22 protein-coding genes and 1 riboswitch are annotated in these 21,390 nt (G+C 41.5%); of the genes, 7 read left to right on the top strand and 15 right to left on the bottom strand.

The genetic code is table 11. The features are described 5' to 3' along the window. The first annotated feature begins 190 nt into the window (after window positions 1-190). Window positions 191-514: a rhodanese-like domain-containing protein gene (locus ACQCT5_RS09235; RefSeq protein ID WP_386636032.1), complete on the top strand. Its 324-nt coding sequence runs from the start codon at window positions 191-193 to the stop codon at window positions 512-514. A 48-nt stretch (window positions 515-562) separates the two neighbouring features. On the opposite strand, the gene ACQCT5_RS09230 is transcribed toward ACQCT5_RS09235, so the two are convergent. From ACQCT5_RS09230 to gcvT, 4 genes are all read right to left on the bottom strand, one after another. After that, the gene (locus ACQCT5_RS09230; RefSeq protein ID WP_499641131.1) at window positions 563-1,048 is read right to left on the bottom strand and encodes a DinB family protein; all 486 of its coding nucleotides are present in this window, start codon (window positions 1,046-1,048) and stop codon (window positions 563-565) included. 824 nt (window positions 1,049-1,872) lie between these two features. After that, on the bottom strand, window positions 1,873-3,339 hold the full coding sequence (gene gcvPB / locus ACQCT5_RS09225) for an aminomethyl-transferring glycine dehydrogenase subunit GcvPB (protein ID WP_499641129.1): 1,467 nt from the start codon (window positions 3,337-3,339) through the stop codon (window positions 1,873-1,875). After that, window positions 3,332-4,681 (bottom strand): aminomethyl-transferring glycine dehydrogenase subunit GcvPA, encoded by a 1,350-nt coding sequence (gene gcvPA / locus ACQCT5_RS09220; RefSeq protein WP_499641127.1) that lies wholly within the window; start codon window positions 4,679-4,681, stop codon window positions 3,332-3,334. Before gcvPA ends, gcvPB begins: the two co-directional genes overlap by 8 nt. Before the next feature lie 19 nt (window positions 4,682-4,700). Beyond that, complete coding sequence (gene gcvT, locus ACQCT5_RS09215) at window positions 4,701-5,795, bottom strand: glycine cleavage system aminomethyltransferase GcvT (RefSeq protein ID WP_499641125.1); 1,095 nt, start codon at window positions 5,793-5,795, stop codon at window positions 4,701-4,703. Window positions 5,796-5,979: 184 nt separating this feature from the next. Beyond that, window positions 5,980-6,076, bottom strand: a riboswitch (glycine riboswitch). 276 nt (window positions 6,077-6,352) lie between these two features. Here gcvT and ACQCT5_RS09210 point away from each other — a divergent pair. From ACQCT5_RS09210 to ACQCT5_RS09200, 3 genes are all read left to right on the top strand, one after another. Continuing rightward, window positions 6,353-8,050 (top strand): DEAD/DEAH box helicase, encoded by a 1,698-nt coding sequence (locus ACQCT5_RS09210; protein ID WP_499641123.1) that lies wholly within the window; start codon window positions 6,353-6,355, stop codon window positions 8,048-8,050. After that, window positions 8,028-8,846 (top strand): YqhG family protein, encoded by an 819-nt coding sequence (locus ACQCT5_RS09205; protein ID WP_499641122.1) that lies wholly within the window; start codon window positions 8,028-8,030, stop codon window positions 8,844-8,846. Before ACQCT5_RS09210 ends, ACQCT5_RS09205 begins: the two co-directional genes overlap by 23 nt. Before the next feature lie 140 nt (window positions 8,847-8,986). After that, a complete protein-coding gene (locus tag ACQCT5_RS09200) occupies window positions 8,987-9,493 on the top strand; it encodes a GNAT family N-acetyltransferase (RefSeq protein WP_499641120.1) in 507 nt (168 codons plus the stop codon). A gap of 35 nt (window positions 9,494-9,528) precedes the next feature. On the opposite strand, the gene ACQCT5_RS09195 is transcribed toward ACQCT5_RS09200, so the two are convergent. Both ACQCT5_RS09195 and ACQCT5_RS09190 read right to left on the bottom strand, forming a co-directional pair. Beyond that, window positions 9,529-10,107, bottom strand: coding sequence for a hypothetical protein (locus ACQCT5_RS09195; RefSeq protein WP_499641118.1), 579 nt, complete (start codon window positions 10,105-10,107; stop codon window positions 9,529-9,531). Window positions 10,108-10,169: 62 nt separating this feature from the next. Then, window positions 10,170-10,469: a DUF5658 family protein gene (locus ACQCT5_RS09190; RefSeq protein WP_499641116.1), complete on the bottom strand. Its 300-nt coding sequence runs from the start codon at window positions 10,467-10,469 to the stop codon at window positions 10,170-10,172. A gap of 155 nt (window positions 10,470-10,624) precedes the next feature. Between ACQCT5_RS09190 and ACQCT5_RS09185 the strand changes: the two genes are divergently transcribed. After that, window positions 10,625-11,017: a cupredoxin domain-containing protein gene (locus tag ACQCT5_RS09185; protein WP_499641114.1), complete on the top strand. Its 393-nt coding sequence runs from the start codon at window positions 10,625-10,627 to the stop codon at window positions 11,015-11,017. A gap of 69 nt (window positions 11,018-11,086) precedes the next feature. Here the strand turns inward: ACQCT5_RS09185 and ACQCT5_RS09180 are convergent, their stop codons facing one another. After that, a complete protein-coding gene (locus tag ACQCT5_RS09180) occupies window positions 11,087-11,953 on the bottom strand; it encodes an AraC family transcriptional regulator (protein ID WP_499641112.1) in 867 nt (288 codons plus the stop codon). Window positions 11,954-12,031: 78 nt separating this feature from the next. Beyond that, window positions 12,032-12,235, bottom strand: a complete 204-nt coding sequence (locus tag ACQCT5_RS09175) for a hypothetical protein (RefSeq protein WP_499641110.1) — start codon at window positions 12,233-12,235, stop codon at window positions 12,032-12,034. Window positions 12,236-12,368: 133 nt separating this feature from the next. Between ACQCT5_RS09175 and ACQCT5_RS09170 the strand changes: the two genes are divergently transcribed. Together ACQCT5_RS09170 and ACQCT5_RS09165 are read left to right on the top strand one after the other, a co-directional pair. Then, window positions 12,369-12,893, top strand: a complete 525-nt coding sequence (locus tag ACQCT5_RS09170) for a CBO0543 family protein (protein ID WP_499641108.1) — start codon at window positions 12,369-12,371, stop codon at window positions 12,891-12,893. Between the two features lie 37 nt (window positions 12,894-12,930). After that, window positions 12,931-13,941 carry a DUF3231 family protein gene (locus ACQCT5_RS09165; protein WP_499641106.1) on the top strand — a complete coding sequence of 337 codons (1,011 nt, stop codon included), beginning with the start codon at window positions 12,931-12,933 and terminating at the stop codon, window positions 13,939-13,941. A 541-nt stretch (window positions 13,942-14,482) separates the two neighbouring features. Here ACQCT5_RS09165 and ACQCT5_RS09160 read toward each other — a convergent pair. The 7 genes from ACQCT5_RS09160 to ACQCT5_RS09130 all read right to left on the bottom strand — a co-directional run bounded on the left by ACQCT5_RS09160 (window position 14,483) and on the right by ACQCT5_RS09130 (window position 21,309). Continuing rightward, window positions 14,483-14,959: a hypothetical protein gene (locus ACQCT5_RS09160; RefSeq protein WP_499641104.1), complete on the bottom strand. Its 477-nt coding sequence runs from the start codon at window positions 14,957-14,959 to the stop codon at window positions 14,483-14,485. Between the two features lie 300 nt (window positions 14,960-15,259). Beyond that, complete coding sequence (locus ACQCT5_RS09155; RefSeq protein WP_499641102.1) at window positions 15,260-15,550, bottom strand: hypothetical protein; 291 nt, start codon at window positions 15,548-15,550, stop codon at window positions 15,260-15,262. 10 nt (window positions 15,551-15,560) lie between these two features. Continuing rightward, on the bottom strand, window positions 15,561-16,010 hold the full coding sequence (locus ACQCT5_RS09150) for a GNAT family N-acetyltransferase (protein WP_499641193.1): 450 nt from the start codon (window positions 16,008-16,010) through the stop codon (window positions 15,561-15,563). A 274-nt stretch (window positions 16,011-16,284) separates the two neighbouring features. After that, window positions 16,285-17,511, bottom strand: coding sequence for an aminopeptidase (locus tag ACQCT5_RS09145; protein ID WP_499641100.1), 1,227 nt, complete (start codon window positions 17,509-17,511; stop codon window positions 16,285-16,287). An 80-nt stretch (window positions 17,512-17,591) separates the two neighbouring features. Further along, window positions 17,592-18,770, bottom strand: a complete 1,179-nt coding sequence (locus ACQCT5_RS09140) for a Ger(x)C family spore germination protein (protein ID WP_499641098.1) — start codon at window positions 18,768-18,770, stop codon at window positions 17,592-17,594. Then, entirely contained in the window at window positions 18,767-20,230 is a 1,464-nt protein-coding gene (locus ACQCT5_RS09135; RefSeq protein WP_499641096.1) for a spore germination protein, read from the bottom strand. The genes ACQCT5_RS09140 and ACQCT5_RS09135 overlap by 4 nt, the downstream gene beginning before the upstream one ends. Further along, entirely contained in the window at window positions 20,227-21,309 is a 1,083-nt protein-coding gene (locus tag ACQCT5_RS09130) for an endospore germination permease (RefSeq protein ID WP_499641094.1), read from the bottom strand. Before ACQCT5_RS09130 ends, ACQCT5_RS09135 begins: the two co-directional genes overlap by 4 nt. Window positions 21,310-21,390: the final 81 nt, after the last annotated feature.

Here is a 21,390-nt window from a genome sequence, read left to right as displayed (position 1 = left end):
TAGTGTAACAAAACAACACCAGTAATTCAAAGTTAAAGCTTGGCAGTTTTTTGTTGCAGCTTTAGTAAAAGGATGACATTTTGTCCAAGCTTTTATATAATATACTTTGGAATACTAAGATAAAGAGGGGTTGTCAGCATTGTACGTTTTATTAGGAGTTTTGGGAGCTATCATTGCCTATTCGGTGATCATGTTCCTCTACCAACGCAAAATTCTTACCACTCTAACAGAAGAGGATTTTCGTTCCGGCTATCGCAAAGCACAGCTGATTGATGTTCGCGAACAAAAGGAATATGAAGGCGGACACATCCTTGGAGCAAGAAACATTCCTCTTTCTCAACTTAAAATGAGAAGCAAAGAGATCCGCAACGATCAACCAGTCTACATCTACTGCCAAAACACATTGCGCAGCGGCCGTGCAGCACAGATGCTGAAAAGACAAGGCCACACAAAGCTTTATCAGTTAAAAGGCGGCTTCAAGCAGTGGGGCGGAAAGATCAGAACAAAGAACTAATAAGCAAAGAGCACTTACATGGTGAATGTGAGTGCTCTTTTTTGTACTCTATTGGATGGTTTCTTTTATCTGATTGATATGTCTTCTTTCATGAAACCCGATCAGCTGTACCCATTGCTGAGCAGAGAGGTCGCCAATCCAGCGATGGTTGAACCCGTATGCTTGCAGGGATTCATCTTCAACTTCCTGGATGAAGTTATTCAGGTTGGCTCTCGATTTCTCAAGCAGCTGCAAGAGCTCCGCCTTAGTATAAGGATGGCCGGAGGGTACGATATCTTCCGGCGCCTGCACCTTGTATGTACGGTTTGCGAGCATCTTTTCCAGGTTCAGGTCCTTTTCTTCCACAGCAAGTTTCGCTTGAATCGCTTTTTTGAGTCCGTTCACAATCTTGTTTTCTATCAGGTATAGATGCTCCACGTTTTCGCTTACAGACCACAGCTCAGGACTTTTTTTGTGGTGGAGCTTTTCCTCTTCAAGCCCTTTCAGTACATGCAGCAGTTCTTCCCTTGCTTCGTAGGTTTTTGCGTAATACATTCGTGATCCCTCCCTTTGTTTCTACTATTTATCATACTTGGTGGTGAGGAAAATGAGAAGTGATATGATGTTTGGAAAGATTTTTATAAAAACAGGTAATTGGTTCAGTTAATAACGAGGTAGATACGGGATTTATCCCGGTTTAGAAGAGCATGGAATTGGTGATTGGACCCATATGCAGTTCATGTCTGCAAGCCAGCTGACCTCAGAGGACAGTAAGCTCCGCTATTTCGCAAGGATATTATCTCTCCGCTTTTGATTCCCTCACTAGCTCGTTTTGGCCCGAGTGAGGGTAGCATCCTATGCTTTTGATTCCCTCACTAGCTCGTTTTGACTCGAGCGAGGGTATCATCCGATGCTTTTGATACCCTCACTAGCTCGTTTCCACCCGAGTGAGGGTAGCATCCGATGCTTTTGATTCCTTCACTAGCTAGCTTTGACCCGAGTGAGGGTAGCATCCGATGCTTTTGATTACCTCACCATCTCTTTTCCAACAGAGTGAGGGTATCATCCGATGCTTTTGATTACCTCACCATCTCTTTTCCAACAGAGCGAGGGTATCATCCTACGTTAAACCGAATCTATCCAGAATTCACATTAATCAGTCGACTTTCTCCATTAATCTAGCCGGAAGCCCACTGAAACGATCCGAAATGTGCTTTAATCTATCCAAATCCCTCCATTATCTATCCTCCCAACAAAAAACATTAATTTTCGACACCCTGCAAAGCAAACTACAAAAAAAATGAAAGCAGCGACCCCTATCGAAGGGTCGCTGCTCTCAAATTCAATTATTCAAAGATGGGACAAGGAACCTGTCCCGCTTATGCTTCCTTCTGGTAACGCAGAACAGGCTTACGGGCCGCCAGCGTTTCATCCAATCTCTTGATCACGGTCGTATGAGGTGCTTCTTGCACTACTTCCGGGTTTTCTTCGGCTTCGCGGGCGATCTGGATCATCGCATCGATGAAGGAATCCAATGTTTCTTTTGATTCTGTTTCGGTCGGTTCGATCATGATGCACTCCTCTACGTTCAATGGGAAGTAGATGGTCGGCGGATGGTAGCCAAAGTCGAGCAGGCGTTTTGCGATATCGAGCGTACGGACGCCAAGCTTCTTCTGACGCTTACCGGATAATACGAATTCATGCTTGCAATGTCTGTCAAACGGCAGGTCGAAATGCTCTGCCAAGCGACGCATCATGTAGTTTGCATTTAAAACCGCGTATTCTGTTACAGCCTTCAAGCCATCCGGCCCCATGGAACGGATATATGTGTAAGCACGGACATTGATTCCGAAGTTTCCGTAGAACGGCTTCACACGGCCGATGGAATCCGGGCGGTCATAGTCAAAGCCGAAGCTTCCGTCTTCTTTTTTCACGACAAGCGGTTTAGGCAGGTAAGGAATCAAGTCCGCTTTCACTCCAACCGGACCTGAACCTGGGCCGCCGCCTCCATGAGGTCCTGTAAAGGTTTTATGCAAGTTCAAGTGAACCACGTCAAAGCCCATGTCCCCAGGACGCGCTTTGCTTAGTACGGCATTCAGGTTGGCACCGTCATAATAGAGCTTTCCGCCTGCTTCGTGGACGATGTGTGCCATTTCCAGGATGTTCTCTTCAAACAGTCCAAGTGTGTTCGGGTTAGTCAGCATCAATGCCGCTGTGTCTTCCCCTACCACTCTGCGAAGATCCTCCAGATCTACCAATCCGTCCTCATTTGATTTAACAGTAATCGTTTCAAGACCGGCAACAGTTGCTGAAGCAGGGTTTGTACCGTGAGCAGAGTCTGGCACGATAACCTTTGTACGCTTTGTATCATTGTTCGCTTCATGATAGGCACGGATCATCATCAATCCTGTCCACTCACCGTGTGCACCGGCAGCCGGCTGAAGGGTCACTTCATCCATACCTGTGATTTCGATGAGATGCTCCTGCAGGTCATGCATCAATTCCAGCGCACCTTGCACCGTGGATTCGTCCTGTAGGGGATGGATATGGGAAAAACCAGGGAAACGCGCGACGTTTTCATTGATTTTCGGATTATATTTCATTGTACAAGATCCTAATGGATAAAATCCTGAATCCACCCCATGGTTACGGTTGCTCAGTGCAGTGTAGTGGCGCATGATATCAAGTTCTGATACTTCCGGAAGCTCAGGTGCTTCTTCACGAATGAATTCTTTTGGGAACAGCTCGTTTAAATCTACTTCAGGCACATCATTTTCAGGCAGGCTGTAGCCGATGCGGCCTTCTCTGGAAAGTTCAAAAATAAGTGGTTGATCTTGCTTATTCATGGCTGCCATCCCCCAATTCTTTCACTAGTGTGTCAATTTCTTCTTTTGTACGCAGTTCCGTTACTGCGATCAGCATATGGTTTTCAAGCTCAGGGTAGTACGTCCCAAGGTCATAACCGCCAATGATTTCTTTATCAAGCAGCTTACGGTTCACTTCTTTGATAGGAGTGGAAAGCTTCACGACAAACTCATTGAAGAATGGTCCGCTGAACGTCACTTCCAATCCAGCAGCTTCCATTGAGCGTTTAGCATACTGAGCTTTTTGGATGTTCTGTACAGCCATTTCCTTGACGCCCTTTTTACCTAGGGCTGTCATCGCTACAGATGCAGCCAGTGCATTCAATGCCTGGTTTGAACAGATATTGGAAGTCGCTTTATCGCGGCGGATATGCTGTTCGCGCGCTTGAAGTGTCAACACAAAGCCGCGTTGTCCTTCTTCATCCACTGTCTGCCCAACTAATCTACCGGGAACTTTACGCATCAATTTCGTTGTGACCGCAAAATAACCACAATGCGGTCCACCGAATTGAGTCGGGATCCCGAATGGTTGTGCATCACCTGTAACGATGTCTGCACCGAATTTACCAGGAGGTGTCAACGCTCCAAGTGCCAATGGGTTGGAGGAGACTACGAACATCCCCTTACCGGAATGTGCAAGCTTTTCGATCTCCTGCATCGGTTCAATCTGACCGAAGAAGTTTGGATACTGGACCATAACCGCTGCGATTTCATCCGACATCATTTCTTCGAGTGCCGCAACGTCTGTCACACCATTCTTCGTCGGTATTTCCACCACTTCAATGTATTGTCCCTTTGCGTAGGAGTTTACCACTGCCTTCGCTTCAGGATGAACAGCACCTGAGATCAGGACTTTCTTTTTCTTAGTATGTCCTGCAGCAAGCATTGCCGCTTCTGCGAAGGAAGTCGAGCCATCATACATCGAGGAGTTTGCTACGTCCATGCCAGTGAGTTCGCAGATCATCGTCTGGAATTCAAAGATTGCTTGCAGCTCCCCTTGGGAGATTTCTGGCTGGTATGGGGTGTATGCCGTATAGAACTCGGAACGGGAGATGACATGGTCCACGATGACCGGCATGTAATGGTCGTACACACCTGCTCCAAGGAAGGAAGCATGCTTTCTCAAGTCTTTGTTTTTAGCAGCCAGATCACTTAACTCACGCATTAATGCGGATTCTGATTTAGCTTGTTTGATTTTCAGTTCTCCATCAAATCTTACACTTTCAGGGATATCTGAAAATAGTTCATCTATGGAAGATACGCCAATTACGTTCATCATCTCTTTAATATCTTGGTCAGTCATCGGCAAATAACGATGTTTCATGTTGAAAGCCCCTCTCCACTCAGTTTTTTGGACGTTGATAAAATGGTGTTTTGACAACTTTAGCTTTTAAGCGCTTTTTTCGGACCTGAACTTCCACTTCCGTCTCAAGCTCCGTGAATTCCTTCTTTAATAAGGCGAGGCCGATGTTTTTCTTCAGGGTTGGAGATTGTGTGCCAGTCGTCACTTCCCCGACTAGTTCCTCCCCTACATACACTTCATATCCATGGCGCGGGATGCCTTTATCGATCATTTCGATCCCTACCAGTTTGCGTGGTACGCCGTTTTCCTTCTGGTCCTTCAATACTTCTCTTCCAAAGAAATCCTCTTCCTTGTTCACCTTTACCGCAAAGCCGATTCCAGCCTCAAGCGGAGTGATATCCTTGGATAGTTCTTGGCCGTATAAGGCAAGATTTGCTTCAAAGCGCAGCGTATCACGTGCACCAAGTCCACATGGCACCACGTTTCCATCTTTTAGAATTTCATTCCAAAGCTCCACCGCTTTTTCACTTGCACAGTAGATTTCAAAGCCATCTTCCCCTGTATATCCTGTGCGTGAAACCAAGGCAGGGATGCCGTTTATTTCTACATTTTCTTTAAATTTAAAAAATTTGATTTCTGATAGGTCTGTGGTGGTCAATTTTTGAAGAGCTTCCTCTGCCAATGGGCCTTGGATCGCAAGCTGTGCCATGGTTTCTGACACATTTGTAACAATAACTTCCTCTGTCACCTTGCTTGCCAGCCAATCATAATCCTTTTCGATATTGGAGGCATTGACCACAAGCAGATAGTCCTCATCGGCTTTTTTATAGACAAGCAGATCATCCACTGTACCGCCATTTTCATAGCACATTGCGGTATATTGGGCTCCGCCATCCTTCAGCTTGGATACATCGTTGGTCATCATTTTTTGCAGATATGCCAGACTATCTTTGCCTTTGACCTCGATTTCCCCCATATGCGAGACATCGAATAAACCTGCTTTTGTACGTACGGCTTCATGCTCTTCCTTGATACTGGAAAATTGCACAGGCAAGTCCCATCCACCAAAGTCGATGGTCTTCGCACCAAAATCTTTATAAACTTCAAACAACGGAGTTCTTTTTAATTCAGTCAATTTCTTCTCCTCCTCTACCCTTATAAAAGATTGTAAGCCTACTAAAAATGCTGTTTTCCAAAAAAGGACAGAGAAACTCCTTTTTTCAAAAAAGAGTTCCTCTGTCCTTGGCACCTGAAAGTTTACCTTATGTAAGGCTTTCCCCTTTGGTGGTTCATCTAAAGTTGAACGCTCTCCAGAGATGCGTCAAACAAGTGTCTTTTTGCCTGAGAGATTCACAATTAAGGTTGTTTGCTCCTTCGGCGCCGCCATATTTCGGCAGTCTCTCCCCTTGTTCTCATTCGCGAATATATATTTTTGCTGAAAATGGTAACAATAATAGAAAGATAAATCTTTCTCACCATTGAGTACCGTGTTGTAGGTAAATCAATCTTTCAAAGCTCACTATTATCCTACCATTAGAGAAAGCTTTCTGGCAATACAAAAAGACTGACATTATTATTTTTATATAGCTAATTGTTCGTCTTTCAAGCGTGCAATTATCATTATTTTCTAATGAAAACGTTATCTATTTTTCAACCACTATAAATTGGATAATTCAGAAAGGATGCTCATGCATGAACGTGGAGATTGTATTTGACAAAGGTTGGCAGGAAGAACTGTTAAAAAGGATGGATGATGACGGTCCATGGGCGAACTATGAATTATATAAGCTAGCATTGGAAGTGGAAAACCATTTAAGCATACCGGAGTTTGAAGGGTTGCTTGCTCCTTCCCACCTGCCTCAATTGACTCCTCTACCCCATCAGCTTGAGGTGGCAAGGAATGTGGTGGAAGACATGAATGGGAAAGCGATTCTTGCTGATGAGGTGGGACTTGGTAAAACGATTGAAGCCGGGCTTGTCCTAAAGGAATACATGATTCGCGGACTCGTAAAAAAGGTGCTTATATTAGTTCCCGCCTCCCTTGTTTCCCAATGGTCGGTTGAGCTCTATCAAAAATTTTACATACCAGCTATCGCGCAGCGCAAAAGCTATGTGTGGGAGCAGTGCGATGTGGTCGTCTCCTCGATTGATACGGCTAAAAGAAGTCCCCATCGTGAAATTATCAATAGCCTGGAGTACGATATGGTCATTATCGATGAGGCTCACAAACTGAAAAATAATAAAACGAAAAACTATGAATTTGTCCAAAACCTGAAAAAGAAGTTCTGTTTGCTACTGACTGCCACCCCCATCCAGAATAAGGTGGAGGAAATCTTCAATCTTGTTTCGCTCCTGAAACCGGGACATCTGGGCAGTTTAAGCAATTTTGAAGAAGTGTTTCGCGCGAAGGACCGGAAGCTTGAAAACGATGAATACCTGAAGGAGCTTGTCAATAAGGTGATGATTCGGAACCGACGCGGCGATACCGGAATTGACTGGCCGAAGCGTCACGTAGAGTCCTGCATGATTGAATTTTCACCGGAGGAACAGGAGTTGTATAACGCCATCAATAAATTACGTACTGATTCTTCTGTTGCGATTACCAGCCAGTTTTCCATCATGACCCTTCAAAGGGAAGCCTGCAGCAGCAGGGAAGCGGTCTATTATACAGTCAAAAATATGATCGAGCGCAAGCAACAGGAGAATCCAAACTACATTCCGTCGCCTGGGTTGATGGAAATCTTTCAGAAAATCGATCTTGTCGGCCGAAATTCCAAGGCGGAAAAAGTACTGGAGCTTATCCGGAAGGTCAATGATAAAGTGATCATTTTTACGGAATACCGGGCCACCCAGATGTATCTTCAATGGTTCCTGAAACAGCATGGGATTACGTCCGTCCCTTTCCGCGGTGGATTCAAGCGTGGAAAAAAGGACTGGATGAAGGAGCTTTTCAAAAATCATACACAGGTGTTGATTGCAACAGAGGCAGGCGGAGAAGGAATCAATCTGCAGTTCTGTAATCATATCATCAACTACGACCTTCCCTGGAATCCAATGCGGCTCGAGCAGCGGATCGGCCGTATTCACCGTCTCGGACAGGAAAGGGATGTTCATATCTATAATTTTGCAACAAAGAACACGGTCGAGGAGCATATATTGAAGCTGTTATATGAAAAGATCAACCTGTTCGAGCGGGTCATCGGAGAGCTTGATGATATCCTGACAAAGCTTGAAATCAAGAATTTGGAAGACCACATCCAGGATATCATGCTGCATTCGAAGTCGGAGGGTGAAATGAAAATCAAGATGGAGAACCTTTCTTCGATCATAGAATTTGCGGATAGCTTGAAAAAGGAGGAGGAGCCACATGCAGCAGCAGGAAATTCATAGGTTCCTGGAGCGTTATTTTACGGCAAACAGCTGTGAAATCATAGAGAATACGAATAGTCATTTGGCCGTCCAGCTCTCCATCGAGATGGACAAGGAACTGATGAACCGCCCATTCTATTGGCATTATCTCGAGAAAACAGGCGGTGTGCCTAATCCGATGCAATTGACGCTGATTACAAATAACAACGAGGCACCGGATGACCTGAAGGGTGATACCGTACATTTCGGATCCCCGAGACTGCACCAGATCTTTGAATCGACCAAGCGTCTTGCAGGATACATCCGACTATATGAGGATACAAAAGTTGCACCAAATGTCGGCCATCTCCCCCTTCATCCTTGGCTCAATGTGAATATGAAGATCAGCTACCAATGTGATCGGAAAAAGGACGTTATCATGTCACTTGGGATTCACCTTATTTCAGGAAGCATTATAGAAGGGTTTCAGGATGTCCTGAATAATACCCTGGTCACTCCCAAGATTCCCGATTTCTGTTTCACCATGTCGCCTATCATTAAGCCGGCAAGCGGACTTTCAAGATTGGAGCATTATGTGAATGGGTTTATTGCAAGCGAGGACCACACATGGGCGGATGCGGCAAGAGAGCGCTGGAAAAAGGATCTTCAGCTTTTGGATCATTTTTATGAGGATGAAGAGGAAAAACCCGAATCCTATGAAACGGAGAAAAAGGCACTCCAGGAGCAGTATGAACCAAAGATTCATGTGTCCATCATCAATGGCGGGCTTTTTTATCTTACTCCAGGATTTATGAACCGCGTCCAGAATGGTAGGTAGGAGTTGGCCATCAAATTAATGTAAAAGAGAGCGATCCGTGGATTTCACATTGAACCGGATTGCTCTTTTGTTATTTATTTGGTCCCCTTCCTTCTGATACTATAAAGCTGAAGGTCAATCGTTGTGAAGGGAGTGGTTTGGTGATAGTAATTGAAACGGATAGACTTCTTCTACGAAAGGTGGAAGAGACCGATGCGGCATTTATACTGCGATTGTTGAATGAACCAGGTTGGTTGGAGTATATTGGGGACAAAGGGGTCCGTTCTATGGAGGATGCTGTCCATTATATTAAAACCGGCCCTCGTGCCATGTATGAGCGAGAAGGCTTTGGATTGTTTCTGGTCGAATGGAAGGGTAACCAAGCACCTATCGGTTTATGCGGGTTAATCAAGCGGGATGGTCTTGAAGATGTGGACATCGGGTATGCACTTCTTGCCGATTATCATGGGCAAGGATTCGCCTTTGAAGCAGCCCAAGGAACTTTTGAATACGCCAAAGAAATTGGACTGAAAAGGATTATCGCCATCACAACAAAAGATCACCATTCATCTGTTAAGCTTTTGGAGAAGCTCAGAATGAAGCCAGATGGATTTGTAATTCTACCAAATGATAAAGAGGAATTGAAGAAGTTTACATTAGATTTATAGAAATACAGATGGGACAAGGAACCTGTCCCTCTGTTTCAAGGCATGATAATGATGATCACAACAGTAATCATAATAAAGGCGGTCAGCAGGCCAAATAAGATACCAAAAATAATGTTGAATCGGTTTTCCCTTTTTGTAAATCCCATCACTTCCCAAGGGGCAATATTGTCCACTTTTTTAGCATGCCTGATAGCTGAGAAATTACTGACAACCGTTAGAATAAGCAATACAAAAACTCCAAACAAGGATCCGGGAAAGGCAATCATAGCATCCATAGGAATAATGAAAGAGTTAAACATTATGATAAATATCAAAACCACATTTCCAATCAGTTGGGATTTTTTCAGAGCTATATATTCTGTACCTAGTTTAGCTTTTTCATGATCTTCAATCTTCTTTAACACCGGGAACATTCTTCGGATAAAGTCCACTTTTGGATTAAAGTGGGCAATAATATGATGAGTCACTGCTATAAGTGCGAAGGTGTTTATATATAATAGTTGTATTCCATAAAATGAGACACCCAAAAATACAAAAGCAACAGTTAGCATGATGAGATTCATGAGCAGTAGCTGCTTTTTCCGAAGCAACGCAATAGATACGTCAGATTGCATTCTCTCTCCCCCTCTTCATTTTCTCTTTAATTCTACGGTTAGTATGGGGAAAAATTTCGTACTTATGATATATAATGGAAAATCCAAAACAGATGGACACCCGCAACTGCTCCATAACCTAGAACAGCAGCGAAGCTTATGTATTGGACTAGTAAGGATCTAATATCTTTTACATAAAGAAGAAGGAATAGCAGGAAGAACGAAAAGGATGCTTTTACCCCAAGAAACAGAAAAGGATCTTTTTTGTAGAGAGTTGCCATCATAGGATTCGCTTCCTCTATCATATTCACCTTCAAGCCGATGAAGGTAGCAATAGCATCAAATAGATTTAAAACAAGTAATAGGATTAATAGCTTCTTCATCAGCCTCTCCTCCTCTCGTTCTTTTTTAAGAACATTATACAACGTTTCGTTCACTTAAAACAAATAATTGTTCTTTTTAAAGAAACGCCAAACATTCGACATCTATTAAATTGCCCAGTTATAATGGAAAGAAAAAAGTTTTAAGGGGAAAAGTTATGAAAATGAAGCTTATCTGCCTCATGTTGATGCTGATACTAGCAATGTTGATAAGTGGCTGTAGCGGAAATGACAAATCCAAAGAAAACGAGAATGTTGACGCGGATCGGGAAATTACCATTATTGGGCATACAGGGACGGAAGTGGATGACTTCTACTTCGAGCCTTCCGAGATTACTGTTAAAAAAGGAGAAACTGTCAAACTTATCATGGAGAGTGCCAATAATGTCGGCCATGGCATACAGGTACCTGCTCTGAAAATCAATTTGACTGAAAGAGAGCCTGAGGTTTTCACTGCGGATAAGACGGGAGAATTTGAAGGAAGATGCAGCGTATTATGCGGAGCCGGACATTCTGTGATGAGCTTTAAAGTGATTGTGGAGGAAGAATAGAAAAAAGCAATTCTCTCTCGTATCTTGGAGAGAAGATTGCTTTTTTAGTAGGAAACGCTGTAATAGCTATCATTTGATCGGTATCCATACCTCCGAATACAAATCAGGGCTGGATGGATCCTCTTCCGTGTACAGTTCAAACTCTGGTGTTCCTGCATGCTGATAGCTGTTGGACGGAAACCACTCGGAATAGATCTGCTTCCACGCTTTTTGCATTGCTGTTGGCATAGGGCCGTGCACTTCGAATACAACCCACTTGGATGCAGGAATCTCAAGGCTCTCCATTCCGCCCGGCACTTCCCCGTCATATGACGCCGCTACCCAATAATCCATCACCTTGTTGCTGCGTTTTTCTTCACTTGAACCATCGCAGACGCCAAGGACACCCTTTACGACTCCATCATTCAGTTCAAACAGGCGGTCACATGTACCGTTCCCATTCACTTCATCCCAAAGCTTCGGGATACCCATCTGATTTTCTTCACCAGTACATGAAAACTCCCTCTTAACACCAACAATACGAAATGCTTCTTTTTCCACCACACTATACTTCATCGGTTCTGCCCCTTTCAATGTCACCTGAATCACCAGGCGGTTATAGGATTGCAGCTTGCCACTGTTCTTTCGCACTTCACTTGGTGTCACACCATGCTGCCTGCGGAAAGCTTTCGTGAAAGCCTCGGGAGTGTCATAGCCATACTTCATCGCGATATCAATGATTTTGGAATCAGTTGTCAGAAGGTCCTGTCCAGCCAGCGTCAGCCTTCTTCGCCGCAAATACTCACCTATTGAAGAATCAGTCAAAACTGAGAAAATCCGCTGAAAATGAAAGACGGAAACATTCGCTTCCTTCGCAATATCCTCCATTTGCATATCCTCCAGCAAATGATCTTCCATATATTCAATTGCCTTCTGTATCGACTCCACCCATGCCACTATTAACCCTCCCTTACTTTTTATTTTATCGATTATGTATACAGCCTTCCTGTCATTTTCTGCTCATCGATGACAGGTCTATCTTTTTTCCATCTCTTTGATTTTTGAATTTCTCACGATGCTGTATACACCAAAGGAAAACAGAACAACCGCGAGAACCGTAAAGGTGATTCCGGGACCGACATTTTTCAATTGAATATTATCGATGGCAAACAACACCATTGCCATTCCATTTATAAACAATGCCAGAATAATCATTAGATGTGTTTTCTTTTTCTGCAAATTAATTTCTCCTTTCTATTTCAGCTTCTATACTTATTCTGCATTAAATTCCTGCTTCCTCTAAAAACATGCATACACTTCCAATATAAGTAAATAATAGTTAATACTATTAACAAGAGGAAATGATATTTATATGCATGTTGTCTATAATCTAATATTCCTACTAATTGCATGGAAATGGGGAGATTGGAAAAACTGGGAGAAATATTATCCGACCATTCTTTTTTTTATACTTGGGGATCTCCTTCATAATTTTATCTTGTATAACCATCATGTTTGGTTATTCCACGAGAACCTGCTACCTAAATTGTTGCCAAATCACACCTTTATCTCATTAGTCATCATGTTTATTTGCTATCCGGCAACCATATTGATATACCTTAAATACTTCTTTCGAACAAAAAACATTATTGGTCGTGCACTTCAATATGTATTCTGGGTAGGCATATATCTTGTTGTGGAATATGTCAATCTCCATTTGGGACTCATCTCCCATCATAATAGCTGGCACATGGGGTGGTCCACATTATTCGTGATGGTGATGTTCGCTTTATTCCCCATTCATTTTAAGAAACCATTAGTTGCTCTAATACTATCCATACCTTTCGTATTATTTTTGTGGTTTCATTTTGATATTCCAATTGAAAAATTGAAGTGATGTAAATAACTAATTTTTAAATAATGGAGAGATGATTATGGAAATTACACACAACCCGAAACTGACTTCCGCAGAATTGGCTACCTTATGGAATACCTATGTGGCTGATTCATTAGCAATATGCGTATTGCAGCACTTTTTGAAAACCAATGAAACAGCAGAGTTTCAATCAATTTTAGAGTTCGCCCTATCCATTTCAGAAGAGCATATACAGGATATATCGACCCTTTTCATCAAGGAAAACATCCCAGTTCCCCATGGTTTCGATGAAAGTGATGTAAATCTTAACGCTTCGAAACTTTGGTCCGATACTTCTTATATTCGTTATCTCCAACATATGGGAAGAACAGGATTGTCTACCTATGGACTTGCTAAAGCCATTTCCTCGAGGCAGGATATTCGCGCACTATACAAAAAGTATTACAGGCAAACAGAGGAGCTTTACGATATGGTTTCAGACAGCCAGTTAGCAAAGGGTGTTTATATTCGTTCGCCTTTTATTACCTATCCGACAGAAGTGGAATTTGTCAAAGACACGTCATTCCTTGGCAGTATTATCGGACAAAAAAGAACGTTGTTAGCAGTTGAAATAGCTCACCTTGGAACAAATATCGAAGTGACAAACGTCGGCAAAACACTCTTTCTCGGCTTCAGTCAGGTGGCACAGTCCCGTAAACTAAGAGATTATTTCAGAAAAGGATATGAAATTGGAAAGAAACAGGTAGATACTTTTTTAGACATACTAAGGGAAAATGATACCGCCTATCCCTCTACTTGGGACGGAACATTAACCACTACTACGGATGCCCCATTTTCGGACAAGCTTATGCTATTTCATGCAAATATGCTGGGGGCCATCGGAATTGCAGATTACGGTACTGCCATAAGTGCAAGTCTCCGGAAAGATCTTGGCGTGCATTATTTACGTCTCCTATCAGAAATAGCAGATTATACAGAGGAGGGTGCAAAGATTCTAATCAATAATGGCTGGTTTGAGCAGCCCCCATCTTCGGTTGATCGCAAACAATTAAGAAAAGAGCCAAGATAAGCAGTCTTGGCTCTTTTCTCTGTCTACCGCTGCCCTTCCCATCGCATTTCTCTTTCACTGAAAATCTTTTTTAATTGGCGCTTGCTTATATGAAATACTGCAATCAAAATAAGGGATGACACTGGGTAAAAGGGAATGGAATAATACAATTTCCAACCGGTATAAACCAAAACATTATTTTTAATGCAAAGCCATTCATAAAAGATAGAAACCCCTGTCCAAAAAAGGATATACAAAACAAGCTTTCTTCCCTGCAGTTGGAACTTATCATAAAAAAATAGAAATATCATGGAAAAGCTCGGATATAAAAAAACATGAATTAATGCAGTCGATACTTCATAGGTGGAATTATCCCCAAAGTAATACAATTCATATGGGGTGGCAGCCAAAAAGTAATCAATCATTTCAAGGAATGCTATATTAAATATCCAAATAATAATAATTATCACTGGATGAAAGTATTTTCGTATTGCCCAAAATAACAAAAAGATTATTACGGAGGAAATAATCATGAACATCTCATTCCAATCAAAGGTAAAGTTCATGGCTGATTTCTCCCTTCGACGAGTTTCTTTTGAAAATACTTCATGAATAGTATGGATAAGAATAGAGACAATGCCCAATACAAATATGACCACCAAAGCTTCCAATCAACATGATCAAAAACACCCAACAAGTCACTCAACCATTCCAGACCCGTAAGAATCACTACAAAAAGCAGGAAAATAAAAAACCTGTATTTCTTTGACTTGCTCACTCTATAGACTTGAAGAAATATGACAAAACAGATTGGCAAAAGCACAAGTCGATTTAACACATGGGCATACTCAAGACTTGGATATGCCGAAATAATCAACGTCTTCCAGTTCATAAAATGTATAGCTGAAAAATTTTGGACGAAAATGGAACCTATCATCCAATACATGAATATCTCAAGAGGATAGAATATTTTCTTTCTATCACGAAAAAAGAAAAATAATACAAGAAGATTCAAGATGATGTAAAAGGAAAGTATCATGGATATGCTCCCATTGTACGAACTGTTATCTTTCCTTGATTATTATGTCGTTTTTTGTCGACGTGTATGCGTTTTTTATCCAAGAGGTTCAATTGCTACACAAATGACATACGCCTTCTAAAACTATCATAAGCGTATAATAGCAGATTGATTTCATGCTTATAAAAGATGTGATGAGAAATGGCCCGTAGTCAAATATCCTGGTTCTTACTATTACCTGAAAAAATGATGAAAGGGACAGTCCCTGCTAGAGGGCACTGTCCCTTCCTTTTCTCCGTGTAACTTTTCTTAATCAAATAACTACAGCCAAAAAGGATAATCAAACTGCCCATCTGAGATCCGGATAAACCTCCCCATAATCCCAAGGTGGGTGATTCCCTTTTCCAAATAAACAACTGGTGTATAAGTGGAAAAGATGAAAAAGTTGATTCTTTCTATATCCATTTCTACATCATCAGGTGGGTGCCCGTATTCCTGCTTGGAGAACTCTTCATAATCCTGTTGGCTAGGATTGAAATAAATGAGGGCCAGAAGAACTGTCACTAGGCATAGTACCCATAACAACTTTTGCTTTCTATTGTTTTTAGACACCTTTTTGATCCTAATTGAGTTCAAGCCTTGCAAGCTGCTCCCCCCAAGACGCCATTTCGGTTTCAACAAATCCTACCTTTTCATAAACATGCTTTGCCACTTTGTTCTCCGGGTGAAAACCAAGAATGATACAAGGTATGCCACCTGTGTTGTTTACCTTGATATCTTCTATTATTTTTCCGATAGCCTGCTTCCCTACTCCACGGCCCTGATACTTCTTATCTACCATCAACCGATAGATCCAATAGTTCCCATCATCCGGGTCGATTCCATACATGGCAAACCCAACCATCTGTTCATCCATATACAGTCCCACCGCTTTAAAGGCCTTTAGAAATTGAAACTGTGCAATGGAATACAAATTGGAAGCAACAAATTCCTCTTGATCCTCACTAACCTTTAACTGTATCGCTTCTTTCCAGTTTGTTTCATCTATTTTTCTTAGATTGATAATATTCACCATTATCTTTAACCTCTCTCTATATATAAATACTTTCAACCTTAGTTATTCTACTTAAGATATACCAATACCTTTCATCTTTATAGCAATATTCAGTGGCTTGGCATGAACTCTGGGTGGTTTGGCACGAACTCTCCTTAGTTTGGCATCAACTTTCCTTAGTTTCGCACGAACTCTCCTTAATTTCGCATGAACTTGATTAAAACCTTGGAAAAATACTGCCCGCAAACTAAAAAATGGAACTCCTCAAGGGGAATTCCATTTTCTACTCTATCTATATCGCCCATTCGCCATTCTCAATTACAGTTTTTAGTGTTCCATCCACGGTTTCCCCTTGAATGGTCAACTCTGCCGAACCAATCATGAAATCCACGTGAATCATGCTGGTATTCACGCCTTTTGCTTCTAATTCTTCCTTAGTCAGGGACGCGCCGCCTTCGATACAAATCGGGTAAGCGGAACCTAGCGCTAGATGGCAGGACGCATTTTCATCAAATAGCGTATTGTAGAAAATGACCTCCTGCTTGGAAACAGGTGAACTATGTGGAACCAACGCTACTTCACCAAGGTAAAGTGCCCCTTCATCCGTTTCAAGAAGCTTCTTCAATACCTCATAGCCTTCTTTAGCCGTAAACTCCACAATCTTTCCATCCTTGAACGTCAGTGTGAATACATCTACAAGGTTACCATTTAGATTTAAAGGCTTCGTTGAGGATACCACGCCGTTCACGCCGGTTTTCACTGGAAGCGTAAAGACTTCCTCGGTAGGGAGATTCGGCACAAAGTATGTTCCTTGTTCATTGTTCATACCGCCTCCGAGCCAAACCTGCTCTTTTGGAAGTTCAATCGTAAGATCTGTGCCTGGCGCTTTGTAATGCAGCTTTGTGAATTTCGTTGTATTTAGAAGCTCCAGCTTTTCCTGTAAGGTTTTTATGTGCTCATTCCATGCAGCTATCGGATCCACTTCATTGATTCTCGTAACAGCAAAGATGTTCTCCCAGAGGCGTGCAACCTGTTCATCCGACGAAAAGCCTGGATACAGCTTTGCAGCCCACTCCTTTGAAGGAACAGAAACTACTGCCCAACTGACTTTAGCCGTCTGGATATAAGTACGATACTTCTGAAGAGCCTGCGCCTGAGCTTTGTTTGCAATGGAAACACGCTCTGGATCAACCGCTTTCAGAAGGTCAGGATTGGATGCAACAACGGTCAAAAATGCCGCTCCATCTTCCGCCATCTGTTCACGGCCTTGAACAATCCAGTCTTGGACATCTTTTAATGTTTCTTCGGATGCCAATTCAAATTTGATTTTTGTAAGTTCCTCGTCATTCCAATCCGTATGTACAAACTTCGCACCGATCTGATACGCAATCTTTGCCACTTCCCGCACAAAGGGAGCAGCTGAAATAGGGGCATTGATGACTAGTCCCTGATTTTCCTGCAGGTTGATTCCAACCTTTACTGCCAATTCTGCATACTTAGATAATTTTTCTTGTAGCACCGGTTTTTCCCTCCTATTTACGAATGGTCTAATTGTATCATAGGTTGGATTTCCGGGGTAAAAAAGTGGCGTGCACCATACTATTCCATATCCTCCATTTTTATCGTCCGGTTTTTTATCGCGCCGGTATGAAGAAGGGTAATATCCAATTTTACGTCTTTTAATAAATCTTCCTTTAAGAAATCAGATCCACTACTAGAGGCCACATTCTTCCACGTTTTATGTTTCTTCCGATACAAAATATGTTCCAATTGAAGAAAATCCGTCCCTGTTTCAACTCCCAATTCAAATAAATCATTAATCTCTTTTTTTATTGCATCCCGGATGTGGACTTCCATTTCATTAAGATTAGTAATATTATTTTCGTCCCGGTCCGCCATGACCCCTTTTATTCTCAGATGAACATTAAATTGGGTGTTTCCAGTACTTTTATCCGTTACTGGTTCTATTTCCACGTCATTCTCTTCAAATACTATATTGAAGTCAGGTATATCCTTTTCATCATAAATTTGAACACCTGCTCTTTCCGTTTCTGGTGAAACCCACCTTAAACCTTTTAGCTCAGACAAGGAATAGTAACCTTTATATTCTGTATTTTTAATAAAGAAAGCCCCATCTATCTCAAGTTTCGAATCCTCTTCCAAATTTTTTACCCAGTCTTGCTTGTTTATACTCACAGATGGAAGGTAGGTGGTAAGGGCGGGTTCAAATAATTCTCTAGCAAATTGTTGGAGCTTCAATGGCCTGATGGAGGAGTTCTGTTCAAAGGTACCTATTGGTTGATGAAGTATTGTCTCTAAAGCAGATTGTTCAAAAAAGCTTGTTGTAGAGAACACTTCTTTGATTGGATCATTGGTACCAAATATCCAAGTTGTTAAACGTAGCTCATAGTACCTTGTTAAAACGTCAAAGATATGATGAAAGCCTTCTTTCAAGGCTGCATCACTCACTAGGATTGTATTGACATGAGCCCATATTAGCTTCTGCTGTGCAGTGTTGTATACCTCGGAAAGTGCCTCATCGAATGTTTCCCCTTTTGTTTCCGAAACCCACACAGAAGGTTTACCCCCCCCATCTTTGGCCTCCGATTGAAAGCTGATTAATTGAATGTATCCAACATATTCATCATCCTTAAAGTCCACCCCTATTGCCGTTACATAACTCATTTTTTGTATCTCTTTTATATCGGAGCAGCTCGAAAGGATTAATAACAGGAGAATAACCATTCCGCATTTATAGAACTTTTTTTGAAACTTCATTCCTTTTCGCTCTCTTTCTGAATCATCGGTGCAGTGAATTTATGGTTGATAAATGGATTTACTATTAATGCTGAAAGGAATTCTTTGAAACTCAGCTTGGAAACAGGCTCCAGATACCCAACCTTAAAGGACTCCAACCGAGCCATATAAAATAACACACTAAACAATCCGATAAACACTCCGTAAATTCCTAAAAAAACACTTAATAGCATAATGTAGATTCTTAATATACTCACTGTACCAGTTAAAGATTGATTAACAAGTGTAAAGGTTGCAACAGCTGTAAGTGCTACGACTACAATCATTGTTGCTGAGGCTAGACCTGCACGAATTGCTGCATCCCCGATGATGAGTCCACCTACTATTGCCACTGTCTGTCCAACTGCCTTTGGCATGCGAATCCCCGCTTCTCTCAGCAGCTCAAAGAGCCCCAAAATGAAGAATGCCTCCAGTGCTAATGGAAAAGGCAGACCTTTTCTAGATGCAGCAACTGTATTTAATAAAAGAAAGGGAAGTTGGTCGATATTTACAGCTGATATCGCAATCCAGAATCCAGGAAGCATTACTGCTATCGTAAATCCGATAATTCGAAAAAAACGTTGGAAAGCGACAGTGTGATATGGATAATGAATATCCTCCGGTGACTTTAAAAGGACAAAAACATTATTTGGACCGATAAGTACCATGGGAGATCCGTCGACAATAATAATAAACCTGCCTCTCAATAGGCATTCAACAGCAAAGTCAGGTCTTCCTATATAGTCGAATAGAGGAAACAAAGAAAAAGTCCTGTTAGATAACCATTGCTCTAATTGCCCACTGCTTATCACACTTTCCGTTTTTAAATTTTCAAGACGATTCCGCACTTCACTCAGCATTTCCTTGTTTACTTTATTATCAATGTACATTAATGAAACGTTTGTTTTACTTAATGTTCCCAACACAAAATGTTCATTATGCAACTCTGAGGACTTCAGCCTTTTCCTGATGAGGGACACATTGATGTTTATCTCTTCGGTAAATCCATCTTTCGGCCCTTTGATGGATACCTCTGTATTCGACTCAGAAGGCTCTCTTTGCGGAATCTTGGATAGTTCAAATCCATAGAAGTAAGGCAATCCTTCCTGATAGAACATTAGGTAGCCCGAAAAAACTTTATCAACCAGGTCATTGAAGGAAAAAATTTTATCTATAGGTGGAAAGTCCTTTGCCCCAAACGCACTGTCCCCCTTATTCAAGTATTCAAGAATAGAATGGAAATAATCATTAACCTGATTGATTTCTATCATTCCAGCAGAATAAAAGGAAGAAATTCCATCATACTTTTCATCCAAAGGTAAGAAATGCACATCTGCATGATTTTTGAAAAAGGCTTCAATGCTTTTACTGCTTAGCACTTGCTTCTTTAATTTCTCATCTAATTTCTCCAGATTGGCTTCATCTTGTTTTTGGACCTTCATAAACTCTTCGTCCCCTTCACCTTTTGAGGTATAAAACAGATGACAACCAATATACAAGTAAGAAACACTCCGATTGAGAGTACTGCTGGATAAAAATACTTTCCAATAGCTGTTTGCATCCATATATCACTTATAGGCAACACCCCAGCCAAAAATAATATGGAAGCAGAAGTCCAAAACACCGACATCTTGAACACCTTATTTTTCATTCCTAAATCTTTAAGAAAGTACAAACATAACGCCACCCTTATTACCGCACCAGATATTAGTTGAAAAACCGCCAAAAAATCCAAATGAGATACATGCTCTCCCAATTCCACCAAACGCCATTGTTCAAAGGCTGGAAAACGTAGTACAGAAGCCACATTCGGTCCAAATGCAGAAATGGAACCTAGTGCAGGTCCAAGGACAAGTCCAAGCAATATGGTGACCAATAAAAGTATATGCCACCACGCAAATTGTTTATTGATATACGGTTGTAATAATAAGAGCAGCAGAATATCCACACTCCCGCCTAAAACGATAATTACACCTTGTATTATCGGGGTACTGCCACTGACCAACACAGGAAAAATATACGAATAGTCCTTATTGGACATGGTGGAAAAGGCCACAAAATAACCAAGAAGCCAGACAATAGGCAAAAGAAATGTGGAACTATAGACTATCGTTTTCAAATTGGAGCTTGCTCCCCACACACATAAAAGCAAAAATGGCAGTACCACAATCCATTGCGGAGTTAATGGCAAAAAATATATTTTGATAGAAGTGATGAAGTCATAAAAAGAGATAAAGGCAATTAATAGAATGTGGATGAAAAAGATAATTATAATAATACCCGAGATCAATTTACCGGTTTTCAAAGATATCCAAGCTGCAAGCTTCTTATTTTGTTTATTTTTTGACATGATAATATAAAGGATGGATCCCCAGAACAGCAGGATTATATAACCTATTAACACACATACCCAAGCATCGCGTTTCGCTACATAGAGAAGGTGCGGCAACATCAGAACATGATTGGAAATCCCAATAAATAAAATCACGACAAAGGATATCTGCAAGCGAGAAAATATCATGGCTCTCCCTTCCCTCCTATATAATCGTAGTATTTAGTAGTATGAGTGGAAACGGCTAATTTATTAAGTTACTTAACCTGT

Origin of the sequence: Sutcliffiella halmapala, assembly GCF_050107295.1 — a bacterium.
GTDB lineage: Bacteria > Bacillota > Bacilli > Bacillales > Bacillaceae_I > Sutcliffiella_A > Sutcliffiella_A halmapala_A.
The sequence above is the reverse complement of the archived record's forward strand: the minus strand, read 5'-3'. Positions and strand labels throughout refer to the sequence as shown.

Coding starts and splice junctions, on each gene's coding strand:
- gcvPB (WP_499641129.1), bottom strand. CDS start 3,339: ATGAATAAGCAAGATCAACCACTTATTTTTGAACTTTCCAGAGAAGGC.
- ACQCT5_RS09140 (WP_499641098.1), bottom strand. CDS start 18,770: ATGAAGTTTCAAAAAAAGTTCTATAAATGCGGAATGGTTATTCTCCTG.
- ACQCT5_RS09235 (WP_386636032.1), top strand. CDS start 191: ATGTTCCTCTACCAACGCAAAATTCTTACCACTCTAACAGAAGAGGAT.
- ACQCT5_RS09205 (WP_499641122.1), top strand. CDS start 8,028: ATGCAGCAGCAGGAAATTCATAGGTTCCTGGAGCGTTATTTTACGGCA.
- ACQCT5_RS09130 (WP_499641094.1), bottom strand. CDS start 21,309: ATGATATTTTCTCGCTTGCAGATATCCTTTGTCGTGATTTTATTTATT.
- ACQCT5_RS09190 (WP_499641116.1), bottom strand. CDS start 10,469: ATGAAGAAGCTATTAATCCTATTACTTGTTTTAAATCTATTTGATGCT.
- ACQCT5_RS09195 (WP_499641118.1), bottom strand. CDS start 10,107: ATGCAATCTGACGTATCTATTGCGTTGCTTCGGAAAAAGCAGCTACTG.
- gcvPA (WP_499641127.1), bottom strand. CDS start 4,681: ATGAAACATCGTTATTTGCCGATGACTGACCAAGATATTAAAGAGATG.
- ACQCT5_RS09165 (WP_499641106.1), top strand. CDS start 12,931: ATGGAAATTACACACAACCCGAAACTGACTTCCGCAGAATTGGCTACC.
- ACQCT5_RS09160 (WP_499641104.1), bottom strand. CDS start 14,959: ATGATACTTTCCTTTTACATCATCTTGAATCTTCTTGTATTATTTTTC.
- ACQCT5_RS09210 (WP_499641123.1), top strand. CDS start 6,353: ATGAACGTGGAGATTGTATTTGACAAAGGTTGGCAGGAAGAACTGTTA.
- ACQCT5_RS09135 (WP_499641096.1), bottom strand. CDS start 20,230: ATGAAGGTCCAAAAACAAGATGAAGCCAATCTGGAGAAATTAGATGAG.
- ACQCT5_RS09230 (WP_499641131.1), bottom strand. CDS start 1,048: ATGTATTACGCAAAAACCTACGAAGCAAGGGAAGAACTGCTGCATGTA.
- ACQCT5_RS09170 (WP_499641108.1), top strand. CDS start 12,369: ATGCATGTTGTCTATAATCTAATATTCCTACTAATTGCATGGAAATGG.
- ACQCT5_RS09185 (WP_499641114.1), top strand. CDS start 10,625: ATGAAAATGAAGCTTATCTGCCTCATGTTGATGCTGATACTAGCAATG.